At 67.7% G+C, this 20,209-nt stretch carries 17 protein-coding genes and 2 rRNA genes (1 of these 19 running past the window's edge); 6 read left to right on the top strand and 13 right to left on the bottom strand.

Annotated elements, in window-relative coordinates; genetic code table 11:
- The 3 genes from ACQHII_RS22900 to ACQHII_RS22890 form a co-directional block, all read left to right on the top strand.
- Positions 1-2,818, top strand: a 23S ribosomal RNA gene (locus ACQHII_RS22900); it begins 305 nt to the left of the window's first position.
- A gap of 87 nt (positions 2,819-2,905) precedes the next feature.
- A 5S ribosomal RNA gene (gene rrf, locus ACQHII_RS22895) occupies positions 2,906-3,022 on the top strand.
- Positions 3,023-3,093: 71 nt separating this feature from the next.
- Entirely contained in the window at positions 3,094-3,639 is a 546-nt protein-coding gene (locus ACQHII_RS22890) for a GNAT family N-acetyltransferase (protein WP_427921061.1), read from the top strand.
- A 29-nt stretch (positions 3,640-3,668) separates the two neighbouring features.
- Here the strand turns inward: ACQHII_RS22890 and ACQHII_RS22885 are convergent, their stop codons facing one another.
- From ACQHII_RS22885 to ACQHII_RS22840, 10 genes are all read right to left on the bottom strand, one after another.
- Positions 3,669-4,439 carry an alpha/beta fold hydrolase gene (locus ACQHII_RS22885; protein ID WP_427921060.1) on the bottom strand — a complete coding sequence of 257 codons (771 nt, stop codon included), beginning with the start codon at positions 4,437-4,439 and terminating at the stop codon, positions 3,669-3,671.
- Positions 4,440-4,523: 84 nt separating this feature from the next.
- A complete protein-coding gene (locus ACQHII_RS22880) occupies positions 4,524-5,978 on the bottom strand; it encodes a type IV secretory system conjugative DNA transfer family protein (RefSeq protein ID WP_427921059.1) in 1,455 nt (484 codons plus the stop codon).
- Positions 5,979-5,994: 16 nt separating this feature from the next.
- A complete protein-coding gene (locus ACQHII_RS22875) occupies positions 5,995-7,428 on the bottom strand; it encodes an ATP-binding protein (RefSeq protein WP_019073677.1) in 1,434 nt (477 codons plus the stop codon).
- A 7-nt stretch (positions 7,429-7,435) separates the two neighbouring features.
- On the bottom strand, positions 7,436-8,977 hold the full coding sequence (locus ACQHII_RS22870) for an SCO6880 family protein (protein ID WP_427921058.1): 1,542 nt from the start codon (positions 8,975-8,977) through the stop codon (positions 7,436-7,438).
- 23 nt (positions 8,978-9,000) lie between these two features.
- Positions 9,001-10,320 carry a hypothetical protein gene (locus tag ACQHII_RS22865; protein WP_427921057.1) on the bottom strand — a complete coding sequence of 440 codons (1,320 nt, stop codon included), beginning with the start codon at positions 10,318-10,320 and terminating at the stop codon, positions 9,001-9,003.
- The gene (locus ACQHII_RS22860; RefSeq protein WP_427921056.1) at positions 10,310-11,152 is read right to left on the bottom strand and encodes a hypothetical protein; all 843 of its coding nucleotides are present in this window, start codon (positions 11,150-11,152) and stop codon (positions 10,310-10,312) included. Before ACQHII_RS22860 ends, ACQHII_RS22865 begins: the two co-directional genes overlap by 11 nt.
- Before the next feature lie 169 nt (positions 11,153-11,321).
- Entirely contained in the window at positions 11,322-11,630 is a 309-nt protein-coding gene (locus ACQHII_RS22855; RefSeq protein ID WP_014673544.1) for a hypothetical protein, read from the bottom strand.
- A gap of 394 nt (positions 11,631-12,024) precedes the next feature.
- Positions 12,025-13,338, bottom strand: a complete 1,314-nt coding sequence (locus tag ACQHII_RS22850; protein WP_427921055.1) for a S53 family peptidase — start codon at positions 13,336-13,338, stop codon at positions 12,025-12,027.
- 363 nt (positions 13,339-13,701) lie between these two features.
- The gene (locus ACQHII_RS22845) at positions 13,702-15,063 is read right to left on the bottom strand and encodes a S53 family peptidase (RefSeq protein ID WP_427921054.1); all 1,362 of its coding nucleotides are present in this window, start codon (positions 15,061-15,063) and stop codon (positions 13,702-13,704) included.
- Between the two features lie 271 nt (positions 15,064-15,334).
- The gene (locus ACQHII_RS22840) at positions 15,335-15,925 is read right to left on the bottom strand and encodes a TetR/AcrR family transcriptional regulator (RefSeq protein ID WP_427921053.1); all 591 of its coding nucleotides are present in this window, start codon (positions 15,923-15,925) and stop codon (positions 15,335-15,337) included.
- A gap of 99 nt (positions 15,926-16,024) precedes the next feature.
- Here ACQHII_RS22840 and ACQHII_RS22835 point away from each other — a divergent pair, with 99 nt between their 5' ends.
- Positions 16,025-16,963, top strand: coding sequence for an oxidoreductase (locus tag ACQHII_RS22835; RefSeq protein ID WP_427921052.1), 939 nt, complete (start codon positions 16,025-16,027; stop codon positions 16,961-16,963).
- Here the strand turns inward: ACQHII_RS22835 and ACQHII_RS22830 are convergent.
- Positions 16,926-17,552, bottom strand: coding sequence for a TetR/AcrR family transcriptional regulator (locus ACQHII_RS22830; RefSeq protein WP_427921051.1), 627 nt, complete (start codon positions 17,550-17,552; stop codon positions 16,926-16,928). The genes ACQHII_RS22835 and ACQHII_RS22830 overlap by 38 nt on opposite strands.
- A 56-nt stretch (positions 17,553-17,608) precedes the next feature.
- Here ACQHII_RS22830 and ACQHII_RS22825 point away from each other — a divergent pair, with 56 nt between their 5' ends.
- A complete protein-coding gene (locus tag ACQHII_RS22825) occupies positions 17,609-18,370 on the top strand; it encodes an SDR family oxidoreductase (protein WP_427921050.1) in 762 nt (253 codons plus the stop codon).
- Positions 18,371-18,385: 15 nt separating this feature from the next.
- Here ACQHII_RS22825 and ACQHII_RS22820 read toward each other — a convergent pair whose 3' ends face one another.
- Both ACQHII_RS22820 and ACQHII_RS22815 read right to left on the bottom strand, forming a co-directional pair.
- A complete protein-coding gene (locus tag ACQHII_RS22820; RefSeq protein ID WP_427921049.1) occupies positions 18,386-18,769 on the bottom strand; it encodes a VOC family protein in 384 nt (127 codons plus the stop codon).
- The gene (locus ACQHII_RS22815) at positions 18,762-19,073 is read right to left on the bottom strand and encodes a DUF397 domain-containing protein (RefSeq protein ID WP_427921048.1); all 312 of its coding nucleotides are present in this window, start codon (positions 19,071-19,073) and stop codon (positions 18,762-18,764) included. The genes ACQHII_RS22820 and ACQHII_RS22815 overlap by 8 nt, the downstream gene beginning before the upstream one ends.
- 188 nt (positions 19,074-19,261) lie before the next feature.
- Between ACQHII_RS22815 and ACQHII_RS22810 the strand changes: the two genes are divergently transcribed.
- Entirely contained in the window at positions 19,262-20,047 is a 786-nt protein-coding gene (locus ACQHII_RS22810; RefSeq protein ID WP_427921047.1) for a trypsin-like serine peptidase, read from the top strand.
- Positions 20,048-20,209 lie beyond the last annotated feature (162 nt).

Below are 20,209 nucleotides of genomic sequence, written 5' to 3'. Positions count from 1 at the left end.
CGTATACGGGGTTGTGGGATCTCTCTTCTGTCGTCTGCCGGCGGCAGGACGAGTCAGAAACCGTTGATGTAGGCGAAGGACATGCGAAAGGTCCGGCGTAGAGGGTAAGACCCCCGTAGTCGAAACATCAGCGGCTCGTTTGAGAGACACCCAAGTAGCACGGGGCCCGAGAAATCCCGTGTGAATCTGGCGGGACCACCCGCTAAGCCTAAATATTCCCTGGTGACCGATAGCGGATAGTACCGTGAGGGAATGGTGAAAAGTACCGCGGGAGCGGAGTGAAATAGTACCTGAAACCGTGTGCCTACAAGCCGTGGGAGCGTCGGAGTGCATGCTTGCATGCACTCTCGTGACTGCGTGCCTTTTGAAGAATGAGCCTGCGAGTTTGCGGTGTGTTGCGAGGTTAACCCGTGTGGGGAAGCCGTAGCGAAAGCGAGTCCGAACAGGGCGATACAGTAGCGCGCTCAAGACCCGAAGCGGAGTGATCTAGCCATGGGCAGGTTGAAGCGGAGGTAAGACTTCGTGGAGGACCGAACCCACCAGGGTTGAAAACCTGGGGGATGACCTGTGGTTAGGGGTGAAAGGCCAATCAAACTCCGTGATAGCTGGTTCTCCCCGAAATGCATTTAGGTGCAGCGTCGTGTGTTTCTTGCCGGAGGTAGAGCACTGGATAGGCGATGGGCCCTACCGGGTTACTGACCTTAGCCAAACTCCGAATGCCGGTAAGTGAGAGCGCGGCAGTGAGACTGTGGGGGATAAGCTTCATGGTCGAGAGGGAAACAGCCCAGAGCATCGACTAAGGCCCCTAAGCGTACGCTAAGTGGGAAAGGATGTGGAGTCGCAGAGACAACCAGGAGGTTGGCTTAGAAGCAGCCACCCTTGAAAGAGTGCGTAATAGCTCACTGGTCTAGTGATTCCGCGCCGACAATGTAGCGGGGCTCAAGCGTACCGCCGAAGTCGTGTCATTCCAGCACATACGCCCAACGGCGGCTGGGATGGGTAGGGGAGCGTCGTGTGCCGGGTGAAGCCGCAGCGGAAGCTAGTGGTGGACGGTTCACGAGTGAGAATGCAGGCATGAGTAGCGATACACACGTGAGAAACGTGTGCGCCGATTGACTAAGGGTTCCTGGGTCAAGCTGATCTGCCCAGGGTAAGTCGGGACCTAAGGCGAGGCCGACAGGCGTAGTCGATGGATAACCGGTTGATATTCCGGTACCCGCTGTGAAGCGTCAAACATCGAGCATCGTGATGCTAAGGCCGTGAAGCCGTTCCGGACCCTTCGGGGAATGGAAAGTGGTGGAGCCGCCGGTCCAAGCGGTTAGTAGGTGAGTGATGGGGTGACGCAGGAAGGTAGTCCATCCCGGGCGGTGGTTGTCCCGGGGTAAGGGTGTAGCCCGTCATCTAGGCAAATCCGGATGACATGAGGGTGAGACCTGATGCCGAGCCGATTGTGGTGAAGTGGATGATCCTATGCTGTCGAGAAAAGCCTCTAGCGAGTTTCATGGCGGCCCGTACCCTAAACCGACTCAGGTGGTCAGGTAGAGAATACCGAGGCGTTCGGGTGAACTATGGTTAAGGAACTCGGCAAAATGCCCCCGTAACTTCGGGAGAAGGGGGGCCATCACCGGTGATCCGTTTTACACGGTGAGCTGGGGGTGGCCGCAGAGACCAGCGAGAAGCGACTGTTTACTAAAAACACAGGTCCGTGCGAAGCCGTAAGGCGATGTATACGGACTGACGCCTGCCCGGTGCTGGAACGTTAAGGGGACCGGTTAGTCACTCTTCGGGGTGGCGAAGCTGAGAACTTAAGCGCCAGTAAACGGCGGTGGTAACTATAACCATCCTAAGGTAGCGAAATTCCTTGTCGGGTAAGTTCCGACCTGCACGAATGGCGTAACGACTTCTCGACTGTCTCAACCATAGGCCCGGTGAAATTGCACTACGAGTAAAGATGCTCGTTTCGCGCAGCAGGACGGAAAGACCCCGGGACCTTTACTACAGTTTGATATTGGTGTTCGGTTCGGCTTGTGTAGGATAGCTGGGAGACTGTGAAGCCTGGACGCCAGTTCGGGTGGAGTCGTCGTTGAAATACCAGTCTGGTCGTGCTGGATGTCTAACCTGGGTCCGTGATCCGGATCAGGGACAGTGTCTGATGGGTAGTTTAACTGGGGCGGTTGCCTCCTAAAGAGTAACGGAGGCGCCCAAAGGTTCCCTCAGCCTGGTTGGCAATCAGGTGTTGAGTGTAAGTGCACAAGGGAGCTTGACTGTGAGACCGACGGGTCGAGCAGGGACGAAAGTCGGGACTAGTGATCCGGCGGTGGCTTGTGGAAGCGCCGTCGCTCAACGGATAAAAGGTACCCCGGGGATAACAGGCTGATCTTCCCCAAGAGTCCATATCGACGGGATGGTTTGGCACCTCGATGTCGGCTCGTCGCATCCTGGGGCTGGAGTCGGTCCCAAGGGTTGGGCTGTTCGCCCATTAAAGCGGTACGCGAGCTGGGTTTAGAACGTCGTGAGACAGTTCGGTCCCTATCCGCTGCGCGCGCAGGAACATTGAGAAGGGCTGTCCCTAGTACGAGAGGACCGGGACGGACGAACCTCTGGTGTGCCAGTTGTTCTGCCAAGGGCATGGCTGGTTGGCTACGTTCGGGAGGGATAACCGCTGAAAGCATCTAAGCGGGAAGCCTGCTTCGAGATGAGTGTTCCCACCCACTTGATGGGTTAAGGCTCCCAGTAGACGACTGGGTTGATAGGCCGGATCTGGAAGCCCAGTAATGGGTGGAGGTGACCGGTACTAATAGGCCGAGGGCTTGTCCTCAGTTGCTCGCGTCCACTGTGTTGGTTCTGAAACCACGAACAACCCCGTACAGGTCACGTGCGGTGCGGTTGATGTGTTTCATAGTGTTTCGGTGGTCATAGCGTGAGGGAAACGCCCGGTTACATTCCGAACCCGGAAGCTAAGCCTTACAGCGCCGATGGTACTGCAGGGGGGACCCTGTGGGAGAGTAGGACGCCGCCGAACAAATATTGCGAAAACCCCTGTACCGTCTATTCGGTACGGGGGTTTTCTGCGTTTGGGCTACCGTTGCTGCCATGAACTACAAGATCCGTTCGATACGCGCCGACGAGTGGGCCGCGGCGAAGGAACTGCGGCTGGTTGCTCTACAGGATCCCGTCGCGCATCTCGCCTTCCTGGAGACCTATGAGGCTGCGAAGGCCCAGCCGGACTCCTTCTACCAGGAGCGGGCCGTAGGAGCCGCCGAAGGTGCCGAGAAGGCTCAGCAGATCATTGCCGAGGGGCCGGACGGCGAGTGGGTCGGGACGTTGACCGTGCTTCTTGAGGAGGCCGGGACCGTCGACTGGGCCGGCTTCGCGGTCGAGCGGAAGCAGGGGCACATCGTCGGGGTGTTCGTGCGCCCGGAAGTGCGAGGCATCGGGCTGACCGAGGTGCTCTTCGACGCGGCCCTTGAGTGGGCCTGGGGGCGTGGCGTCGAGCGGGTGCGGCTCATCGTGCACGAGGACAACGAACGGGCCCGGCGGTTCTACGGCAAGGTCGGTTTCGTGCCCACGGGGGTGGTCGTGCCGTTCCCCGGGAAAGCGGACGAGCGCGAGCTGGAGATGGCGTTCGAGCGGCCGTAGGCGCCGTAGGCCCGTCTGGTTCGGCCGGTTCAGGGAGCGGTGGGGGCCGTCTCGCGCAGGAAGTCGGTCAGCAGGGCTGTCACCTCGGCGGGGCGCTCCAGGTTGGGGAGGTGGCCGGCCCAGGGCAGTTCGAGGTGGCGGGTGTGGGGGAGCAGGCTCGGCAAGTGGGCCGCGATGTGCTGGAAGTCCGGCAGGTCGTGGCCGCCCGAGACGGCGAGGGCGGGGGCCTTGACGGCCGTGAGGTCGAAGTCGACCTTGTTGCGTCCGGCGCCGTCGGGGGCGGCCAGTTGGATGTCGAAGGCCTGCCGTTGCATTCCGCGTACCTTCTTCCGTGCCGATTCGTCGGCGTCCGGGCCCAGCCAGGTGTCCACGTTCAGTTCTACGGCTCCGTCGACATCGCCCGCCTCCAGGAGTTCGTCCTCCCGCTCGCCGAACGCGCGCAGTTCGTCGGTGGGTTGGTGGCCCGGGAGGCCGGAGCAGAGCAGGGCCAGCGCGGAGACGCGGTCCGGTTGGCGGGCGGCGAGTTCCAGGGCGACCTGGCCGCCGTAGGAGGAGGCGATGAGGGTCGCCTGCTCGATGCCGAGGGTGTCGAGGAGGGCGAGTACGTCCTCGGCGTCGTTGTGGCGGTGGTCCGGCAGGGGCGTCTCGCCGAAGCCGCGGAAGTCGCAGCGCACCACGCGGTATCCGGCGTCGGCCAGGGCCGGCCACTGGGGGTCCCACATGCGGCGGTCGCAGACGGCGGAGTGGAGGAGGACGAGGGCGGGACCGTCGTCCCTGGTCGTGTCGTGAGCAAGAGTCATGCGGGAGACCCTACGGGGGGCTCAAGGGGCCGGTCATCCAAGTATTTCGGCGCCGACCTGCTCGTACGGGAAGAACTGCCGTTGTCAGACCGGGAGTTCGTGGTGCGGCCAGCGGGCTCTGGCCTGTTCGCGGGAGCGGAGGAGGGCCAGGGTGGGGAGGCCTCGCTCTGTTCCCGTGGCCAGGAGGTCGGGGAGTTGGGGGAGTGGGGCGACCGCGGCGATGTCGTCCAGGACGAGCGTCATTGGTGGGTCGAGGCGACCGGCCGATGACCGTTCGGCCATGTGCCGGCCGCGCTCGACCACGCTTGATGCGAGGGCGGTGAGGAGAGGCATCGCACCCGGGTTTGTACGGGGGTCCTCGATGGATTCACCTACCAGATAAAGCGTGCCCCCTTCGTTCGCGAAGGAATCCAAGGAGAGCGCGTCAGTTCTGTTGGGTGTGCAGGCCTCGCGGATGTTGACCGTGAAGAGGGAGGACAGTGCGCGGCTCGTCAACTCCTGGGCGATGTCCCGGCGTTCGGGGTGGGAGGTTAGGGCGGCTTCGAGTTCGCCGGCCGCGCCCGGGGCCGCCTTGGGGTTCGTACGGAGGGTTCGTACGGCGTCCTGGATCTGGGTGCCCTGGGACCAGCGGTGGACGTGGCGGATGGTGCGGCCGTCGATCGCGGCGGCGTGCAGGTAGCTGCGGAGGAGTGTCTCGGCGGTGTCCGCCACCGCCTGGTCGATCTTCGCGGTGGGCTTTACGGGGGCCAGGAGGGCGGCGGCTCGTCTCACCGCGGTCTGTTTGTCCTCGCAGCCGGTGGTGGGGGACCAGTGGAGGCGGGCCGGGGTGTCGCAGAGGTGGGTGGGGTCGTAGAGGAGGACCGGGCCGAGTTTGGCTCGGGCGTCCTTGGTGTCCTGCCAGATGGTGGGGTTCGACGTGACTACGAGGGCTGGGCCTTCCGCGTCCCGTACTGCCTGGGTTGCGGTTGTTTGGCGACTTTCCGGCGGTGCCACGAAAAGCCTTTCCCACCCAGCCACCCGTTCACCGTTCATCGGAGAAGCTGGGGCTGAGGCAGAGGCGAGCGGCGGTGCGCTCGGAGGCTGTTCGAGGAGGGGCGTCGGCTGAGGTTGCGGCTCTGGTCTCTGTGCCGGTACTTCCTGAACTTCCGGTGCCTGTACCGCCGTTCGGTTTCTGGCCCGTACCGCCCGCCATCTCGCCACCGTGCCCATCGTGAACACGGTCAGGACGAACAGGACCATCAGCTGGCTGATGAACAGGCCCCAGAAGAGGCCGTAGCCGGAGAGTTGGGTGGTTGGGGTGTTCGGCCAGGCGCCGGTGATGTCGTGCGGCTGGCCGATCAGGTGGCGCATGGCCAAGGGGGTGCGGGCGAAGGTCACGCCCGTGGGCCAGGCGCCCTTGGAGAACAGGGCTGCCAGGCCCGTGGCCGACCACACCAGCAGGGTCATGCCGAGGAGGAAGGCGAGCAGGCCGATCAACAGGCCGTCGGGGATGCCTCCTCGGCGTTCCCGTTCTCGTTCCCGTTCGTCGTTCGGTCTCATCTCGCCTCTTCGCCTCTCACGCCACGGTGGACTCGGAGGAGCCGTCGAGATCGCTCAAATGCTGTTCCATGAAGGCCGCCGCGCGTTCCTCCGCCTCCAACTCGGCGGCGCGCAGGGCGTCGTCGGTCAGTTCGCGGTCGTGGTCGCGGGAGGACTGGGTCATCGCGCGGTCGGTGAAGACGAGCGGGCGTTCCGTCTCGGTGATGAGGTGTTTGACCACCTGGACGTTGCCGTTGACGTCCCAGACCGCGATGCCGGGGGTGAGGGTCGGGATGATCTCCACCGCCCAGCGCGGTAGCCCCAACACCCGCCCCGTGGCGCGTGCTTCGTCCGCCTTCTGGGCGTAGATCGTCCGTGTCGAGGCCATCTTGAGGATCGCCGCGGCCTCTTTCGCCGCCGCTCCGTCCACCACGTCCGACAGGTGGTGGACCACCGCCACGAACGACAGGCCCAGTCGGCGGCCGAACTTCAGCAGGCGCTGGAAGAGTTGGGCCACGAAGGGGCTGTTGATGATGTGCCAGGCCTCCTCGACCAGGAAGATGCGCTTCTTCCGGTCGGGGCGGATCCAGGTGTGCTCCAGCCAGACGCCGACGATGGCCATCAGGATGGGCATGGCGATGGAGTTGCGGTCGATGTGGGACAGGTCGAAGACGATGAGGGGGGCGTCGAGGTCGATGCCCACCGTCGTCGGGCCGTCGAACATGCCTCGGAGGTCGCCGTCGACCAGGCGGTCGATGACGAGGGCCACGTCCAGGCCCCAGGCGCGTACGTCGTCTATGGCGACGTTCATCGCCTCGGCCGACTCCGGTTCCGGGTGCCGTAGTTGCTCGACGATGTCCATGAGGACGGGCTGGCGGTCGACGATCGTCTCGTTGACGTAGGCGTGCGCGACCTTGAGCGCGAAGCCGGAACGTTCGTCGAGGCCGTGGCCCATCGCCACCTCGATGATCGTGCGGAGCAGGGCGAGTTGGCCGGTGGTGGTGATCGCCGGGTCGAGGGGGTTGAGGCGAATCCCCATGTCCAGGGCGGCGGTCGGGTCCAGGCGGATGGGGGTTATCCCCAACTCCTCCGCGATCAGGTTCCATTCACCGACGCCGTCCTCGCCCTGGGCGTCCAGGACGACGACCTGGCGGTCGCGGAAGCGGAGTTGGCGTAGGACGTACGTCTTCTCCAGGGCCGACTTGCCGTTGCCGGACTCGCCGAGGACCAGCCAGTGGGGGGCGGGGAGTTGCTGGCCGTAGAGCTGGAAGGGGTCGTAGATGTAGCCCTTGCCGGAGTAGACCTCGCGGCCGATGATGACGCCCGAGTCGCCCAACCCGGGGGCGGCCGTGGGGAGATAGACCGCCTGGGCCTGGCCGGTCGAGGTGCGGACGGGCAGGCGGGTGGACTCGATCTTGCCGAAGAGGAAGGACGTGAAGGCGTCGGTGAGGACGGACAGCGGATCCCGCATCTGACCCCTACCTCCGGATGCCGGTGGCGAACGGCAGTGTGTTCACAAACGCGCGGTGGTGCTCGCGGTCGCACCACTCCAGCTTCAGGTACGACTTGCCGGCGGACGCCCTTATCGTGCGCTTGTCGCGCGCGAGGGCCTCGGGGTTGCGGGAGGAGACGGTGATGTAGCCGACCAGGTTCACGCCGGCCGCGCCGCTCGCCAGGTCCTCGCCGCGCTGGTCCATACGGCCGTGGGCGGCCACGTCGCGGGGGTCGACGGTGCGGTTCATCTTGGCGGCGCGGGAGGCGTCGGCCTCGTCGTTGGTCTTCTCGGTCAGCATGCGCTCGATGGCGACCTCGGTGGGTTCGAGGTCCATCGTGACGGCGACCGTGCGGATCACGTCCGGGGTGTGGACCAGCAGCGGGGCAAGGAAGTTGACGCCCACGGGGGTCATCGGCCACTCCTTCACCCAGGCCGTGGCGTGGCACCACGGTTCGCGGGTGGACGACTCGCGGGTCTTCGCCTGGAGGAACGTCGGTTCCATGGCGTCGAGTTCGGCCGGCCAGGCGTTGCGCTTCGTCATCGCCTGGATGTGGTCGATGGGGTGGTCCGGGTCGTACATGGAGTGGATGAGCGAGGCGAGCCTGCCCTGCCCGAGCGGCTGCCGTACGCGGATGTCCGCCTCCTGCAACCGCGAGCAGATGTCGGTGAGTTCACGCGCCATGACGACCGCGATGCCCGCGTCCCGGTCGAGCTTGCGGCCTGCCTGGGGGCGGGCGGCGCGGGCCATCGCGTTGGCCTCGGAGGAGAGTTCGCGGGTGAAGTGCATGCACGCGACGAGGTAGGCGCGGTGCTGCTCGCTGCTGGTGGACACCATCGACTGCAGCTGGTCGTACGACTGTTGCAGCCACGTCAGTGACTTCTCGTCGCCGCGCTGGGCGACGTCCTTGGCGTGGGCGTCCGGGTCGGCGGGGAGGGTGCGGGCGAGCATCTGGAGGCGGGTGACGAAGCCGTCGCCGTTGGCCACGTGCTTGAGGAGGGTGCCGAAGCGGTCGACGAGGGCCTCCTGGTCCTCGCTGTCGCGCAGGCCGACGCCCGGGCCCTCGATCTCGATCGCGGCGGTGACCGTACGGCGGTCCGCGTGCAGGAGTACGGCGATCTCGTCAGGGCCGAAGGGGGCGGCCAGCCAGTTGATGCGGCCGATCCCGGGCGGCGGCCCGATCTCCACCTCGCGGCCGTCGAGGTGGACGCCGGCCTCCATGACGGAGGAGCGGTACGCCGTGCCGTTGCGCAGGGTGCGCTTGTAACTGCGGTTGATCTCGAACCACTTGTAGAACGTGCGGCGCTTGTACGGCACGTAGACCGCCATCAGCGCCAGCAGCGGGAAACCCGTCAGCAGCACGATCCGCAGGGACAGGACCGGGACGAGGAGCCCGCACATCATGCCGAGGAAGGCGCCCATGATGATGAGCGCGATCTCACCGGTCTCACGATTCTTGCCGACGATCGCGTTCGGCCGGGCCCGGCCGATCAGATATGTCCGGCGGGGCGTGATCGGATGGGACATATGGGCCGTGTGGGATTCAGCCGTCAACGCCCTTCACCTCCCGTGCGGTTGTTGCGGGCGTTGCCGGCGTGCGGGGTGTTCGCCGGGCTCTGGCGGGGCGGGGGCGCGGAAGCGGGGACTGCTCCGCCGCCGCCCGAGGAGGGGCGGGTGCTGTGGGCGGCGACGCCGCCGGAGACCGGGTTGGACGGGCGGGCGGAGCCGGAGGACTGGCCGCCGCCTCCGCCGTCGTTCGTGCGGGCGCTGTGGGTCTTGATGCCCTGGGCGACCATGGTGGCCGGGGAGCTGATGACCGCGGCGGCCTTGCCCTCGGCGCCCTGCATGATGCGGTTGTTGCGGCCGTTGGCGATGTCGTCGCCGAAGCCGGGGACGAAGCGGTAGATCATCGCGCTGGCGAAGATGGCCAGCAGGATGATGGCGAGGCCGGAGACGACGGCGGAGAACGAGTCGGGGCCGTCGGCGGTGGACAGCGCGCCGGCCAGGCCGAGCACGATGACGATGACCGGTTTCACCAGGATCACCGCGATCATGATGCCCGCCCAGCGGCGGACGTGGCCCCACAGGTTCTTGTCGACGAGGCCCGCGTAGACGACGGTGCCGAGGAGGGCGCCGACGTAGAGGAGGGCGGCGCGGATGACGAGCTCCAGCCAGAGGACGCCGGCGGCGAGGATGCTGACCAGGGAGACGACGATCAGCATGATCGGGCCGCCGCCGATGTTGTTTCCCTTGGCCAGGGCGCTGGAGAAGTTACCGAAGAAGGTGTCCTGGTTGCCGGTCGTCTTCGCGAGGACGTCCGAGATGCCGTCGGTGGCGGAGACGACTGTGTACAGGATCAGCGGTGTGAACGCGGAGGCGATGACCGTGAGCCAGAGGAAGCCGACGGCCTCGGAGATCGCGGTGGTGAGGGGGACGCCTCGCACCGCGCGCTTGGCGACCGCGAGCAGCCACAGGAGGAGGGTGAGGATCGTCGACGCGGCGAAGACGACCGCGTACTGCTGAAGGAACTTGGAGTTCGTGAAGTCGACGTTCGCGGTGTCCTTGACGGCGTCGCTGAGCTTGTCGATGGTCCAGGAGGCGGCTTCGGCACAGCCTTTGGCGAGGGAGGAGAGGGGGTCGAGGGTGTCGGTGGTGCTGGGGGTGGTGGTGCCCGCACCCTTCTTGCCGTTCTCGCAGATGTCCTTGGCCTCGCCGACCAGGAGCTTGCACTCCTGAGCCGCCGAGGACCCCGTCGGTGTCGGGGTGGGCGAGGGGGCCGCGACGGCATGGGTGGCCAGCAGTACGGCGGTTGTCTGTACGGCGGTGAAGGCGGCCGCGGCCTTGAGTACGAGACGTGAGCTACCGGGCATAGGTGAACCCTCCGTACTCCTGGACGGCCTTGGCCATCTCGTCGGCAGTCGATGCCTTGTTGTCGCCGGGCACGGGGGCGGGGCCGTCCTTCTGGGAGAAGCTGTCGGCCTTCCAGTCGCCGTCCGCCCAGCGCAGGTGGAGCGTCAGGGTGAACCAGTCGCTGGTCACCGGGTTGGTCGAGAGCGTGCCGGCCGTGCCGTACAGCCCGGTGCACCAGACTTCCACGGTCGCCGCGGTGTCCGAGTAGCTCGTGACCTTGGTGCCGATGGGTACGGTGCGGGAGATGTAGGTGTTTCCCGCACTCGCGTTGCCGTTCGCGTCCAGGCCGAGCTTGCTCAGGAACTCTTTGGAATAGGCCTGGTCGAGGCTGTTCTGGAGCGTGGTCTGCTTGTCGGCGGCGAAGACCTGTCGCACGATCTCGGTCCGGCGGGAAGGCTTGAGGATGTCCGCCGAGACGAGCACGGTCGCGTAGTTGGTCGCCGCGCTCTCCGCGCCCTGCTGGTCGTGCGCGAACCCGGCGGGGATCCCGCCCGCCTTCGTCTGCACCGGCTTCGTGCCGCTCGCGGCCGTGGAACTCGCGTCCGGCTTCGAACCGCCGGACACGGTCGTGTCGTTGGAGGCCGAGTCGTTGCCGCCCCGGTTCGCGAAGGCGATTGCGGCGATCAGGAGGACGACCACTCCGACGACTGTGACGAGGCTTCTGGAGGAGGATCGGGTGCCTTTGCGGGCGCCGCCGTAGATGTCGCCGCCGTCGCCCTGGGGGTAGCGGGTGCGGGTCTGGCCGGTGCCGCCGTAACCGCCGGAGGTCTCGTGCTCGTCTCCGGAACTCATGCCGGGTACGCCCCTTCGCCGTCGTCCAGAAACATCTGGAAGTACGACGGTAGCCGTGCTGGTTCCCGCGCGGGCGCGGTGTGGTGACTCGACATCAGGGAAACGCAACCTCAGCCGGTGGGCGCGACGGGCGGGTGGGGTGGGGAGAGCGGGCGGTCGAGTCCGGCGGCTATACGGCCATGCCGTACACGATCGTGAAGAGGGTGCCTAGGGAGCCGATGATGAAGACCCCGGTCAGCCCGGCGATGATGAGGCCCTTGCCCTGTTCCGCGCTGAAGGTGTCGCGGAGCGCCGTCGCGCCGATGCGCTGTTTGGCGGCACCCCATACGGCGATTCCGAGACAGAGGAGGATGGCGACCGCCATCACGACCTCGATCATCACCTTGGCCTCGTTGCCCAGGCTGCCGAAGGGGCCCCAGTCCGGAGCGATCCCGCCGATGATGGTGTTGATGTCTCCCTTGTCGGCCGCAAAGAGCATGTAAGTCACCGCCCCTGGTGGGTAGTTCCGCATCCTCTGCGGGTGCGCAGAGGTCAGACGCCATTGTCGCCGACAATGGCGCCGACGTATGTCGACTTGGCGTCATTGGTTGGCGAGTTTCGTACGAATACTACGTACGGTCACTCTGTGTATCACGGTAGGTAACGCCGGGCAACGAGGCCTGGGCGGAACCTGTGCGTGGTTCGGTCGTTAGCCCCTGATTATCGAGTTGCTCGTGCTGATGTTCTCATGATGAACGGGCCGCGGCTGGATGCCGCGGCCCGTTCTCTCATGCCACGTGTGGCCCCCACGACCCACGGTGGCATGACATGTGACTGTGGATCAGATCAGAGCGGAGCAGGGTGGGGGTCCTTCGGGGTCCCTTGGTCCGGCCTCAGTTCGCGAAGGCCGAGATGCCCTCCGGGGTGCCCCAGCCGGTCGGGCCGTCGTAGCCGGTCTCGGCGGTGCAGAAGTACGCCGTGGTGCAGGAGCCGTTGTTGCCGCTCGTCACGTCGTTGAGGGACGAGGTGCCCGCGTAGTCGTAGGGGTACTGCGCGGGGTAGGTGCCGCTGGCCGGGGTGCCGGCGAGGGCGTAGACACCGGCGATGATCGGGGCGGAGACGCTGGTGCCGCCGAAGGTGTACCAGCCGGCGGTGACGCCGTAGGAGTCGTAGACCGAGACGCCGGTGGCGGGGTCGGCGACGGCGGAGACGTCGGACTCCATGCGCTTGGTGCAGCCGGTGTCGGTCTGCCAGCTGGGCTTGGCGTCGTAGGCGGAGCAGCCGGAGCCGGTGCCCTCGGTGCTGGACGTCTTCCAGACGGTCTCGGTCCAGCCGCGGGTGGTGGAGGAGGTGGAGAGCTTGGTGCCGCCGACCGCGGTGACGTACCGGGAGGTCGCCGGGTACTCGGCGCCGTAGGCGCTGTCACCGGAGGAGACGGTGATGGCCACGCCCGCGTGGTTGTAGTACGAGGTGTCGTACGACGTCTGGGACGAGGACTCCGAGCCGCCGTAGGAGTTCGACACGAACTTGGCGCCCAGGGCTACGGCCTCGTTCTCCGCCGTGCCGAGGTTGGCGTAGCTGGCGCTGGTGGCCTCGACGAGGGTGATGTTGCAGAGCGGGCAGATCGCGCTCGCCATGTCGAGGTCGAGGGAGATCTCCTCGGACCAGCCGGCGTCGGACGAGGGCAGCGACGTCGTCGAGCCGGTCTGGCTGACCTTCTTGAAGCAGCCGTTGGCCGTGGTGCAGGCGGAGAGGCCGTAGTACGAGCGGTAGGTCGCGAGGTCGGCCTCGGCGTTGGGGTCGTTGTACGCGTCGACGATCGCGATGGTCTCGCCGGAGCCGTTGGAGGCGGCGGCGGAGGTCAGGCCGTAGGCCGAGCGGAGGTTGGTCGGGCTGTAGCCGGAGGGGGTCGACGCGTCGGCGGCCTTCGGGGTGATGCCCGTCTTCGCGGCCTGCATCTTCTGGTAGGCGGTCAGGCCGCCGGTGACGCGGTAGGACTTGCAGGTGAGATCGCCGGTGTGCTTGGGGGTCGCACAGGGGGTGGCGGCGTAGGTCACCGCGGTGGAGGTGGTGGCGCCGGCTGCCGCGTCGGCCTGTACGGCGGTGCCGAGGCCGGTGAAGACAAGTGCGGCGGTGGCTACGGCGGCGGACCCTATGCGGCGCCATCTACCGTGCGTGTGGGGGGAGTTGGGGGTCGTGGTACGCAAGGTGCAGCCTCCTGAGTCGGTGGAACAGGGGCAGTGCGGGTGCGTGTCGCCGGTGCGGTTTCCCCGGCGGTGGGGGGCGGCCCGCGATGACCATCTCTTGTTGAGTACGCGACAACAAGAGGCTGCTGGAATCCTGACTTCCGGCTTACCGAACAGGGTCTGGCTCTTTACCAAACCCACAGGTTTTTCATGGGAGTTGGGGCCTACAGGGGTCTGTCGGGGCCTGTCGGGGGGCCTGAGACACGGCGAACGGGCCGCGGCTGGTTGCCGCGGCCCGTTGCCATTTGCTCCGCCGAGGGGACCCCACGTCCCCCTCTGCCGGCGGCTCCCCGTGACCCGACGGGGAGGTTCTGCGGGAGTGCCTCAGCCGGTGAAGGCCGAGATGCCCTCCGGGGTGCCCCAGCCGGTCGGGCCGTCGTAGCCCGACTTCGCGGTGCAGTAGTACGACGTGGAGCAGGTGCCGTTGTTGCCGCTGGTGACGTCGTTCAGGGCCGAGGTGCCGGCCGCGGCGTAGGGGTAGGAGGCCGGGTAGTCGCTGCTGCCGGGGGTGCCGGCCAGGGCGTAGACCGAGGCGATGATCGGGGACGAGGCGCTGGTGCCGCCGTAGGTGCCCCAGCCGGTGCCGTCGTCGCCGTAGGTGTCGTAGACCGAGACGCCCGTGGCCGGGTCGGCGACCGCGGAGACGTCGGCGATCATGCGCTTGGTGCAGGTGGCGTCGGTCTGCCAGGACGGCTTCGCGTCGTACGCCGAGCAGCCGGAGCCGGTGCCCTCGGTGCTGGACGTCTTCCAGACGCTCTCGGTCCAGCCGCGGGAGTTGGAGGAGGTGGAGAGCTTGGTGCCGCCGACCGCGGTGACGTAGCGGGAACCAGCCGGGTACTCGGCGCCGTAGCCCTCGTCGCCCGCGCTCGCGGTGATGGCCACGCCCGCGTGCTTGTAGTACGAGGTGTCGTACGTCGTGTCGGAGGAGGACTCCGAGCCGCCGTAGGAGTTGGAGACGAACTTGGCGCCCAGCTTGACGGCCTCGTTCACCGCGGTGCCGAGGTTGGCGTCGCTCGCGGACTTCGCCTCGACCAGGAGGATGTTGCAGTTCGGGCAGGTCGCGCTGACCATGTCGAGGTCGAGGGACTCCTCGCCGGCCCAGCCGCTGTCGGCGGAGGGGAGGGAGGTCGTCGAGCCGGTCTGGCTGACCTTGGTGAAGCAGCCGTTGTCCGTGGTGCAGTCCGAGAGGCCGTAGTACGACCGGTACGTCGCGAGGTCGGCCTCGGCGTTCGGGTCGTCGTAGGCGTCGACGATCGCGACGGTCTCGCCGGAGCCGTCGGAGGCGGCGGCGTCGGCCAGGCCGTAGGCGGACTGGATGTCCGAGGGGCCGTAGCCGGTCGGGTCGTCGGTGGCGGCCTTCGGGGAGATGGTCTTCGGCGCGACGCCCTTCAGCGCGGCCTGCTTCTCCATGAAGGCGGTGGTGCCGCCGGTGACACGGAGGGCGTTACACGCGGCGAACCCCTTCTTCGGGGTGGCGCCGCAGGCGGCCTTCTCGTACTGGACGTGGGCCTTGGCGACCTGGGTGGCGATCGTCTTGGCGCTCACCTTGTGGGAGGTGGTCTCGGCGCTCGCGTGGGCCGCGGTGCCGAGGCCGGCGATCAGGAGTGCGGCGGTCGCGGCGGCGGCAGAACCGATTCTTCGCCAGTTGCCGCGTATGTGGGGGGAGTTGGGGGGTGACGTACGCAACGTACAGCCTCCAGGGAGAGGTGGGCAGAGGCCTGCGGGTGGGGGATCCACCGGTGAGGTTCCCGGTGGGGGCGGCGGCCCGTGACGACCATCTCTTGTTGAGTACGTGACAACAAGGAGGATTCCGGAACTCTGACTTCCGCGTTACTCAAGGGGGTTGGGGGATTGCTGATCAATGGCGCCGGGATGGCGTGGCAATGGCCCGGGCTTGACTCTCTCCACCGAAAATCCACAGCGTGACGCGCGTTGAACGGCGCCGACCGGCGGCACGTCAGCGGGGCTTGAGGCCGTTCAGCAGGTGGTGGATCAGGTCCGGGATGCCGGCGACCGCGGCCTCCGGGGTGAGGGTGCCCTGGGCCGCGAAGGAGGCCGTGCCGTGGAGGGCGGCGCCGACCACCAGGCTCACCGTCCAGGCGTCGCCGGCGACGATCTCGCCGCGCTCCTGGGCGTCGGAGATGATCCGCACGAACGGGACCGTCGTGCTCTCCACGGCCGCGATCAGCTGCTCGGAGATGTCCGGGTCGTGCTTGCGGGTGTACATGACCTCGAGCAGCTCGGCGTTGGACGCGGCGAAGTGGACGTAGGCCTTCGCCAGCGCGACGAGGCGCTCCTCCAGGGGTGCCTGCGTGTCGTCGGTGTCGTTCAGCAGCTGGGCCATGCGCTCGAAGCCGGACAGGGCCAGCGCGTCGACGAGTGCCTGCTTGTCCTTGAAGTGGCGGCCGGGGGCGGCGTGGCTGACCCCGATGTCCCGGGCGAGCTCACGCAGGGACAGGGCCGCGACGCCCTTCTCCAGCAGGGTGCGCTCCGCGCTCGCGAGCAGGGCGGAGCGCAGGTCTCCGTGGTGATAGGGGCGTACAGGCATGCGAACCATCGTATCCCGATGTAGGCGGCGGCAGCATTGTTGCTACCGACATCATTGTTGTCATTGACAGCATTGTAGTCGTTGCCTACATTGGGAGGCATGGACAACACGGACAAGACCATCAGTGGCAAGGGCCCCGGCAGGGCGGCCAAGTGGGACGCGAGCCGGATCCCCGATCTCTCCGGCCGGACAGCGGTCGTCACCGGCGCCAACAGCGGTATCGGCTTCGCCGCCGCCGTCGAGCTGGCCCGCGCGGGCGCGCACGTCGTGTTCGCCGTGCGGGACCCGGAGCGCGGGCGGGCCGCGGCGGCCAGGGCGGGCGGCAGCACCGAGGTGCGGCGGCTGGACCTCGCGGACCTGGCGTCCGTGCGGGAGTTCGGCGAGGGGTGGGACGGCCCGCTGGACCTGCTCGTCAACAACGCGGGCGTGATGATGCTCCCCGAGGGGCGCACCCGGGACGGTTTCGAGACGCAGTTCGGCACCAACCACCTGGGCCACTTCGCCCTCACGAACCTGCTGCTCCCGCACATCACCGACCGCGTGGTGACCGTCTCCTCCGGCGCGCACAGGATGGGCGACGGCTACATCCACTTCGAGAACCTCAACCTCGACGGGATCTACGGCCCGCAGCGCGCCTACTCCCAGTCCAAGCTGGCCAACCTGCTGTTCACGCTCGAACTCCAGCGCAGGCTGGAGGCCTCCGGTTCACACGTCCGCGCGCTGGCTGCCCACCCCGGCTGGGCGGCCACCAACCTCCAGAGCCACACGGCGAACCCGGTCGGCCGCGCGCTGATGGCCGTCGGCAACAGGGTCCTCGCGCAGGACGACAAGGGCGGCGCCCTGCCGACGTTGTACGCGGCGACCCAGGACCTCCCGGGCGCGAGCTACGTCGGCCCGAGCGGGCTGGGCGAGATGCGCGGGGCGCCGACGCTGGTGGGGCGCAGCGCCGAGGCGAGTGACGTGGAGGCGGCGGGACGGCTGTGGGCGGCTTCGGAGGAGCTCACCGGGGTGCGGTTCCCGGTGGGGGCGGTGGCGTAGCGGGCGCCGGCCCCTCGGTCCCGAGGGTGAGCGCGGACCGCACCCGTTCCGGTTCCTCGCAGGCCAGGAGATCCAGCAGGAGGCCCCGGACCAGTGCCAGGGCCCGCGTCGCCCGGGCCCGCGCGAGGTCGGGCGGGGTGCCGGGCGGCTGGGCGCGCGCGAGGAGGTCGAGCCACTCCCGGGCCGCCTCGCCGGCGAAGCCCGCCCACGGGCCGGGATCGTGACCCAGGGACAGCAGGAAGGCCTCGTACGTCAGCCGCACCATGGGGCGTTGCTCCGGCGCGGAGAGGAAGCCCCAGAGGCGGTCCACGAGGTCGTCGAGGCCGTCGGCTCCGGCTTCGGCTCCGGCTTCGGTGAGCACGGCGGCCATCGTCCCCACCTGCTCGTGCCGGGCCCTGGCGAGCAGCTGTCGCAGCAGCTCGTCCTTGCTGCCGAACAGGTAGAGCAGGACGCGCGGGCTGGTGCCCGTGGCGGCGGCGAGGGGGCGCAGGGACAGGCCGGTGAGGCCGTGTTCGAGGAGATAGGCGTAGCAGGCGTCGAGGAGTTCGGTGCGCCGGGGAGAAGGCCCTGATGACGATGGAGTGCCCACTGCGCTACCGTAACTGAAACGAGTGTTTCAGTGCCAGCTCCGGTGGAGGTCGCGGCATGGGCGGTCACGATGCCTTCTCGCTCGTCGGGCGTACGGCCCTGGTGACCGGCTCGGTGCGCGGGCTGGGCCTGGAGATGGCCCGGGGGCTGGCCGGGGCGGGCGCGCGGGTGCTGGTCAACGGGCGCGACCGGGCCACCGTCGGCGCGACCGTGCGGGCGCTGCGCGACGAGGGGCTGGACGCTTCGGCCGCGGTCTTCGACGTCACCGAGCGCGCGGCGGCCCGGGAGGCGGTGAGCGGGCTCGGTGACATCGACGTCCTGGTCAACAACGTCGGCCGGCGCGACCGGCGAGGGCTGTACGACATGACTCCGGACGCGCTGGCGCACATGCTGGACGTCCACCTCACCTCGGCGTACGCGCTGAGCCGGACCGTCGCCGAGGGGCTGGCCGCCCGGGGCGCTCCGGGCCGCATCATCAACGTCTCCTCCGTCATCGGACAGTTGGGCCGCACCGGGGACATCGCCTACGCCACGGTCAAGGCCGGCCTCGACGGGCTGACCCGGGCCCTCGCCGCGGACCTGGGGCCCAGCGGCACGACCGTCAACTCGGTGGCACCGGGCACGTTCGCGACCGAGGTCAACGCCGGTCTCGCGGACGACCCCGAGTGGGGCCGGTGGCTCAAGACCCGTACCGCACTGGGGCGTTGGGGGCGGCCGGCCGAGATCGCGGGAATCGTGGTGTTCCTGGCGGGCGACACGGCATCGTTCATCACGGGGCAGACGATCGCGGTGGACGGCGGGATGACGACGACGTTCTGAGCGGTACGGGCGCCGTCAACTCCATTTGCGCGCACCGGCGTTGAAGACCTCGGGGTCGCTGTGCACCGGCAGCACGCACAGCAGGTGGCCGCCGGGGGCGCGCAGGGTGCGGCACTCCAGCCAGCGGGAGACCGGGGTCGCGCCGAGGGCGAGGAGGCGGGCGGTCTCCGCCTCCACGTCGTCGGTCTCGATGTCGATGTGGAAGCGCGGGTTGGTGTCGTCGATCGACTGAACCGCCGTCACCAGACCGGGAATCGCCTCGTGGAGGGTGGTGAACTGCTCCTCCGAGGGGACCGGTGCGGCGGGCGCGCCGAGGGCCGCCGCCCAGAAGGCCGCCGCGGCGGCGGCCTCCGGCCCGGGGGTGTCGATCAGGAGGGCGAAGACGCGGCTTCTATGCATGTGGCCCGGTCTCCGGGGCTGTTGGGTCCGCCGCGTCCACCCCGTCCGCCCCGTCCGCCCCGTCCGCGTCCGCCACGCCCTCCACGAAGTGGTCGAACTCGCCTGCCTGGACGCCCAGTACGAAAGCGTCCCACTTGCGGCGGTTGGTGGTGACCACGTTGTCCGGGTCGCTGGTCTCGCGGATGTAGACCGGGGCCTCGCCGTCGTCCCCCTCGCCGAAGGCGATCTCTATCCAGGGGCCGGGTCCGGTGGCGTCCGGTGGGGCGGCGCGTTCCCAGGTGAGGTCGGGCGGGATGTCGGACACGGGAGATTCCTCTTTCTGGAGCCGGGGCGGCATCGAGTATCGCTCAGGGGGCAGAAGAGACGGGAGGACAGTACGGTGGACAGACCGCCGAACGAAGCGCCGAACGAGTCATTGCACGAGCCGTTCACAGCGAAATCTCAGCAAACGTCGACGTCCTTTCTCACCTTCGTGGGACAAAGTGGGGGCCGATGAAGCGCAGCTCACGCATCTCCCGTTCCGCTCGCCTCGCGGGCAACCGCCGGTACGCGCTGTTCGTCGCCGTGGTGACGCTGGCCCTGACCTCGGCGTCCGTGGCGACCGCGGACGACGGCCCGGGGCCCTTCGGCGTGACCACCGTGACCGAGGTGAACAAACAGAGCGTGCGGGTCGGAGCCCTGTTCGGGTCGGCGCACGCCACCAGCCTGGCCGGCGGCCACCACTGCACCGCGTCCGTGGTGCACAGCGCGGGGCACGACCTCATCGTCAGCGCGGCCCACTGCCTGGACGGCGACCCCGGGGACGTCTTCGTGCCCGGCTACCGGGACGGCAAGGCGCCCTACGGGGTGTGGAAGGTCGTGCAGCGGTATCTCCCGGACGGGTGGAACCAGGGGCAGGGCGAGGACAGCGACATCGGCTTCGCCACGGTCGCCGAGGTGGACGGTAAGAACATCGAGGACGTGGTCGGCGCCTACCGGTTCACCACCGGGACGGAGACCGGGGCCACCGCGGTGACCATCACCGGCTACCCCTCCGCGACCGACCAGCCCATCAGCTGCACCAACAAGCCCACCCAGCACAGCGCCACCCAGCAGCGCATCGACTGCCCGGGCTTCACCGGCGGCACCAGCGGCAGCCCCTGGGTGAACGGCGACCAGCAGGTCGTGGGCGTCATCGGCGGCCACGAACAGGGCGGACTGACGCCCGACATCTCCTACAGTGTCGTGCTCGGCAAGGAAGCGGCCGAGTTGTACAAGGACGCGACGAGCGACCCGTAATAAGGACGGCCGCGCCTCCCGCTCCGCTCGCTGAATACGCGTCACATCCGGCGGAAACACAGCGAAATGGCGCCACCCTGCCCCGAAATGGCCTTGAACAGGGCTGACATGGGGGAGGGTTGAGCCGTGCGAAAAGTATGGGTGATCGGTGGGGTCGCGGCC

This window comes from Streptomyces sp. cg40 (assembly GCF_050320165.1).
GTDB classification, from domain to species: domain Bacteria; phylum Actinomycetota; class Actinomycetes; order Streptomycetales; family Streptomycetaceae; genus Streptomyces; species Streptomyces hokutonensis.
Note: the sequence above shows the minus strand (reverse complement) of the source record. Positions and strands in the feature narration are given on the sequence as shown.

Bases quoted from the DNA above. Each gene is read 5' to 3' on its own strand.
- ACQHII_RS22870 (WP_427921058.1), bottom strand. From the start codon at position 8,977: ATGTCCCATCCGATCACGCCCCGCCGGACATATCTGATCGGCCGGGCC.
- ACQHII_RS22890 (WP_427921061.1), top strand. From the start codon at position 3,094: ATGAACTACAAGATCCGTTCGATACGCGCCGACGAGTGGGCCGCGGCG.
- ACQHII_RS22855 (WP_014673544.1), bottom strand. From the start codon at position 11,630: ATGCTCTTTGCGGCCGACAAGGGAGACATCAACACCATCATCGGCGGG.
- ACQHII_RS22880 (WP_427921059.1), bottom strand. From the start codon at position 5,978: ATGAGACCGAACGACGAACGGGAACGAGAACGGGAACGCCGAGGAGGC.
- ACQHII_RS22825 (WP_427921050.1), top strand. From the start codon at position 17,609: ATGGGCGGTCACGATGCCTTCTCGCTCGTCGGGCGTACGGCCCTGGTG.
- ACQHII_RS22840 (WP_427921053.1), bottom strand. From the start codon at position 15,925: ATGCCTGTACGCCCCTATCACCACGGAGACCTGCGCTCCGCCCTGCTC.
- ACQHII_RS22835 (WP_427921052.1), top strand. From the start codon at position 16,025: ATGGACAACACGGACAAGACCATCAGTGGCAAGGGCCCCGGCAGGGCG.
- ACQHII_RS22820 (WP_427921049.1), bottom strand. From the start codon at position 18,769: ATGCATAGAAGCCGCGTCTTCGCCCTCCTGATCGACACCCCCGGGCCG.
- ACQHII_RS22860 (WP_427921056.1), bottom strand. From the start codon at position 11,152: ATGAGTTCCGGAGACGAGCACGAGACCTCCGGCGGTTACGGCGGCACC.
- ACQHII_RS22875 (WP_019073677.1), bottom strand. From the start codon at position 7,428: ATGCGGGATCCGCTGTCCGTCCTCACCGACGCCTTCACGTCCTTCCTC.
- ACQHII_RS22885 (WP_427921060.1), bottom strand. From the start codon at position 4,439: ATGACTCTTGCTCACGACACGACCAGGGACGACGGTCCCGCCCTCGTC.
- ACQHII_RS22865 (WP_427921057.1), bottom strand. From the start codon at position 10,320: ATGCCCGGTAGCTCACGTCTCGTACTCAAGGCCGCGGCCGCCTTCACC.
- ACQHII_RS22810 (WP_427921047.1), top strand. From the start codon at position 19,262: ATGAAGCGCAGCTCACGCATCTCCCGTTCCGCTCGCCTCGCGGGCAAC.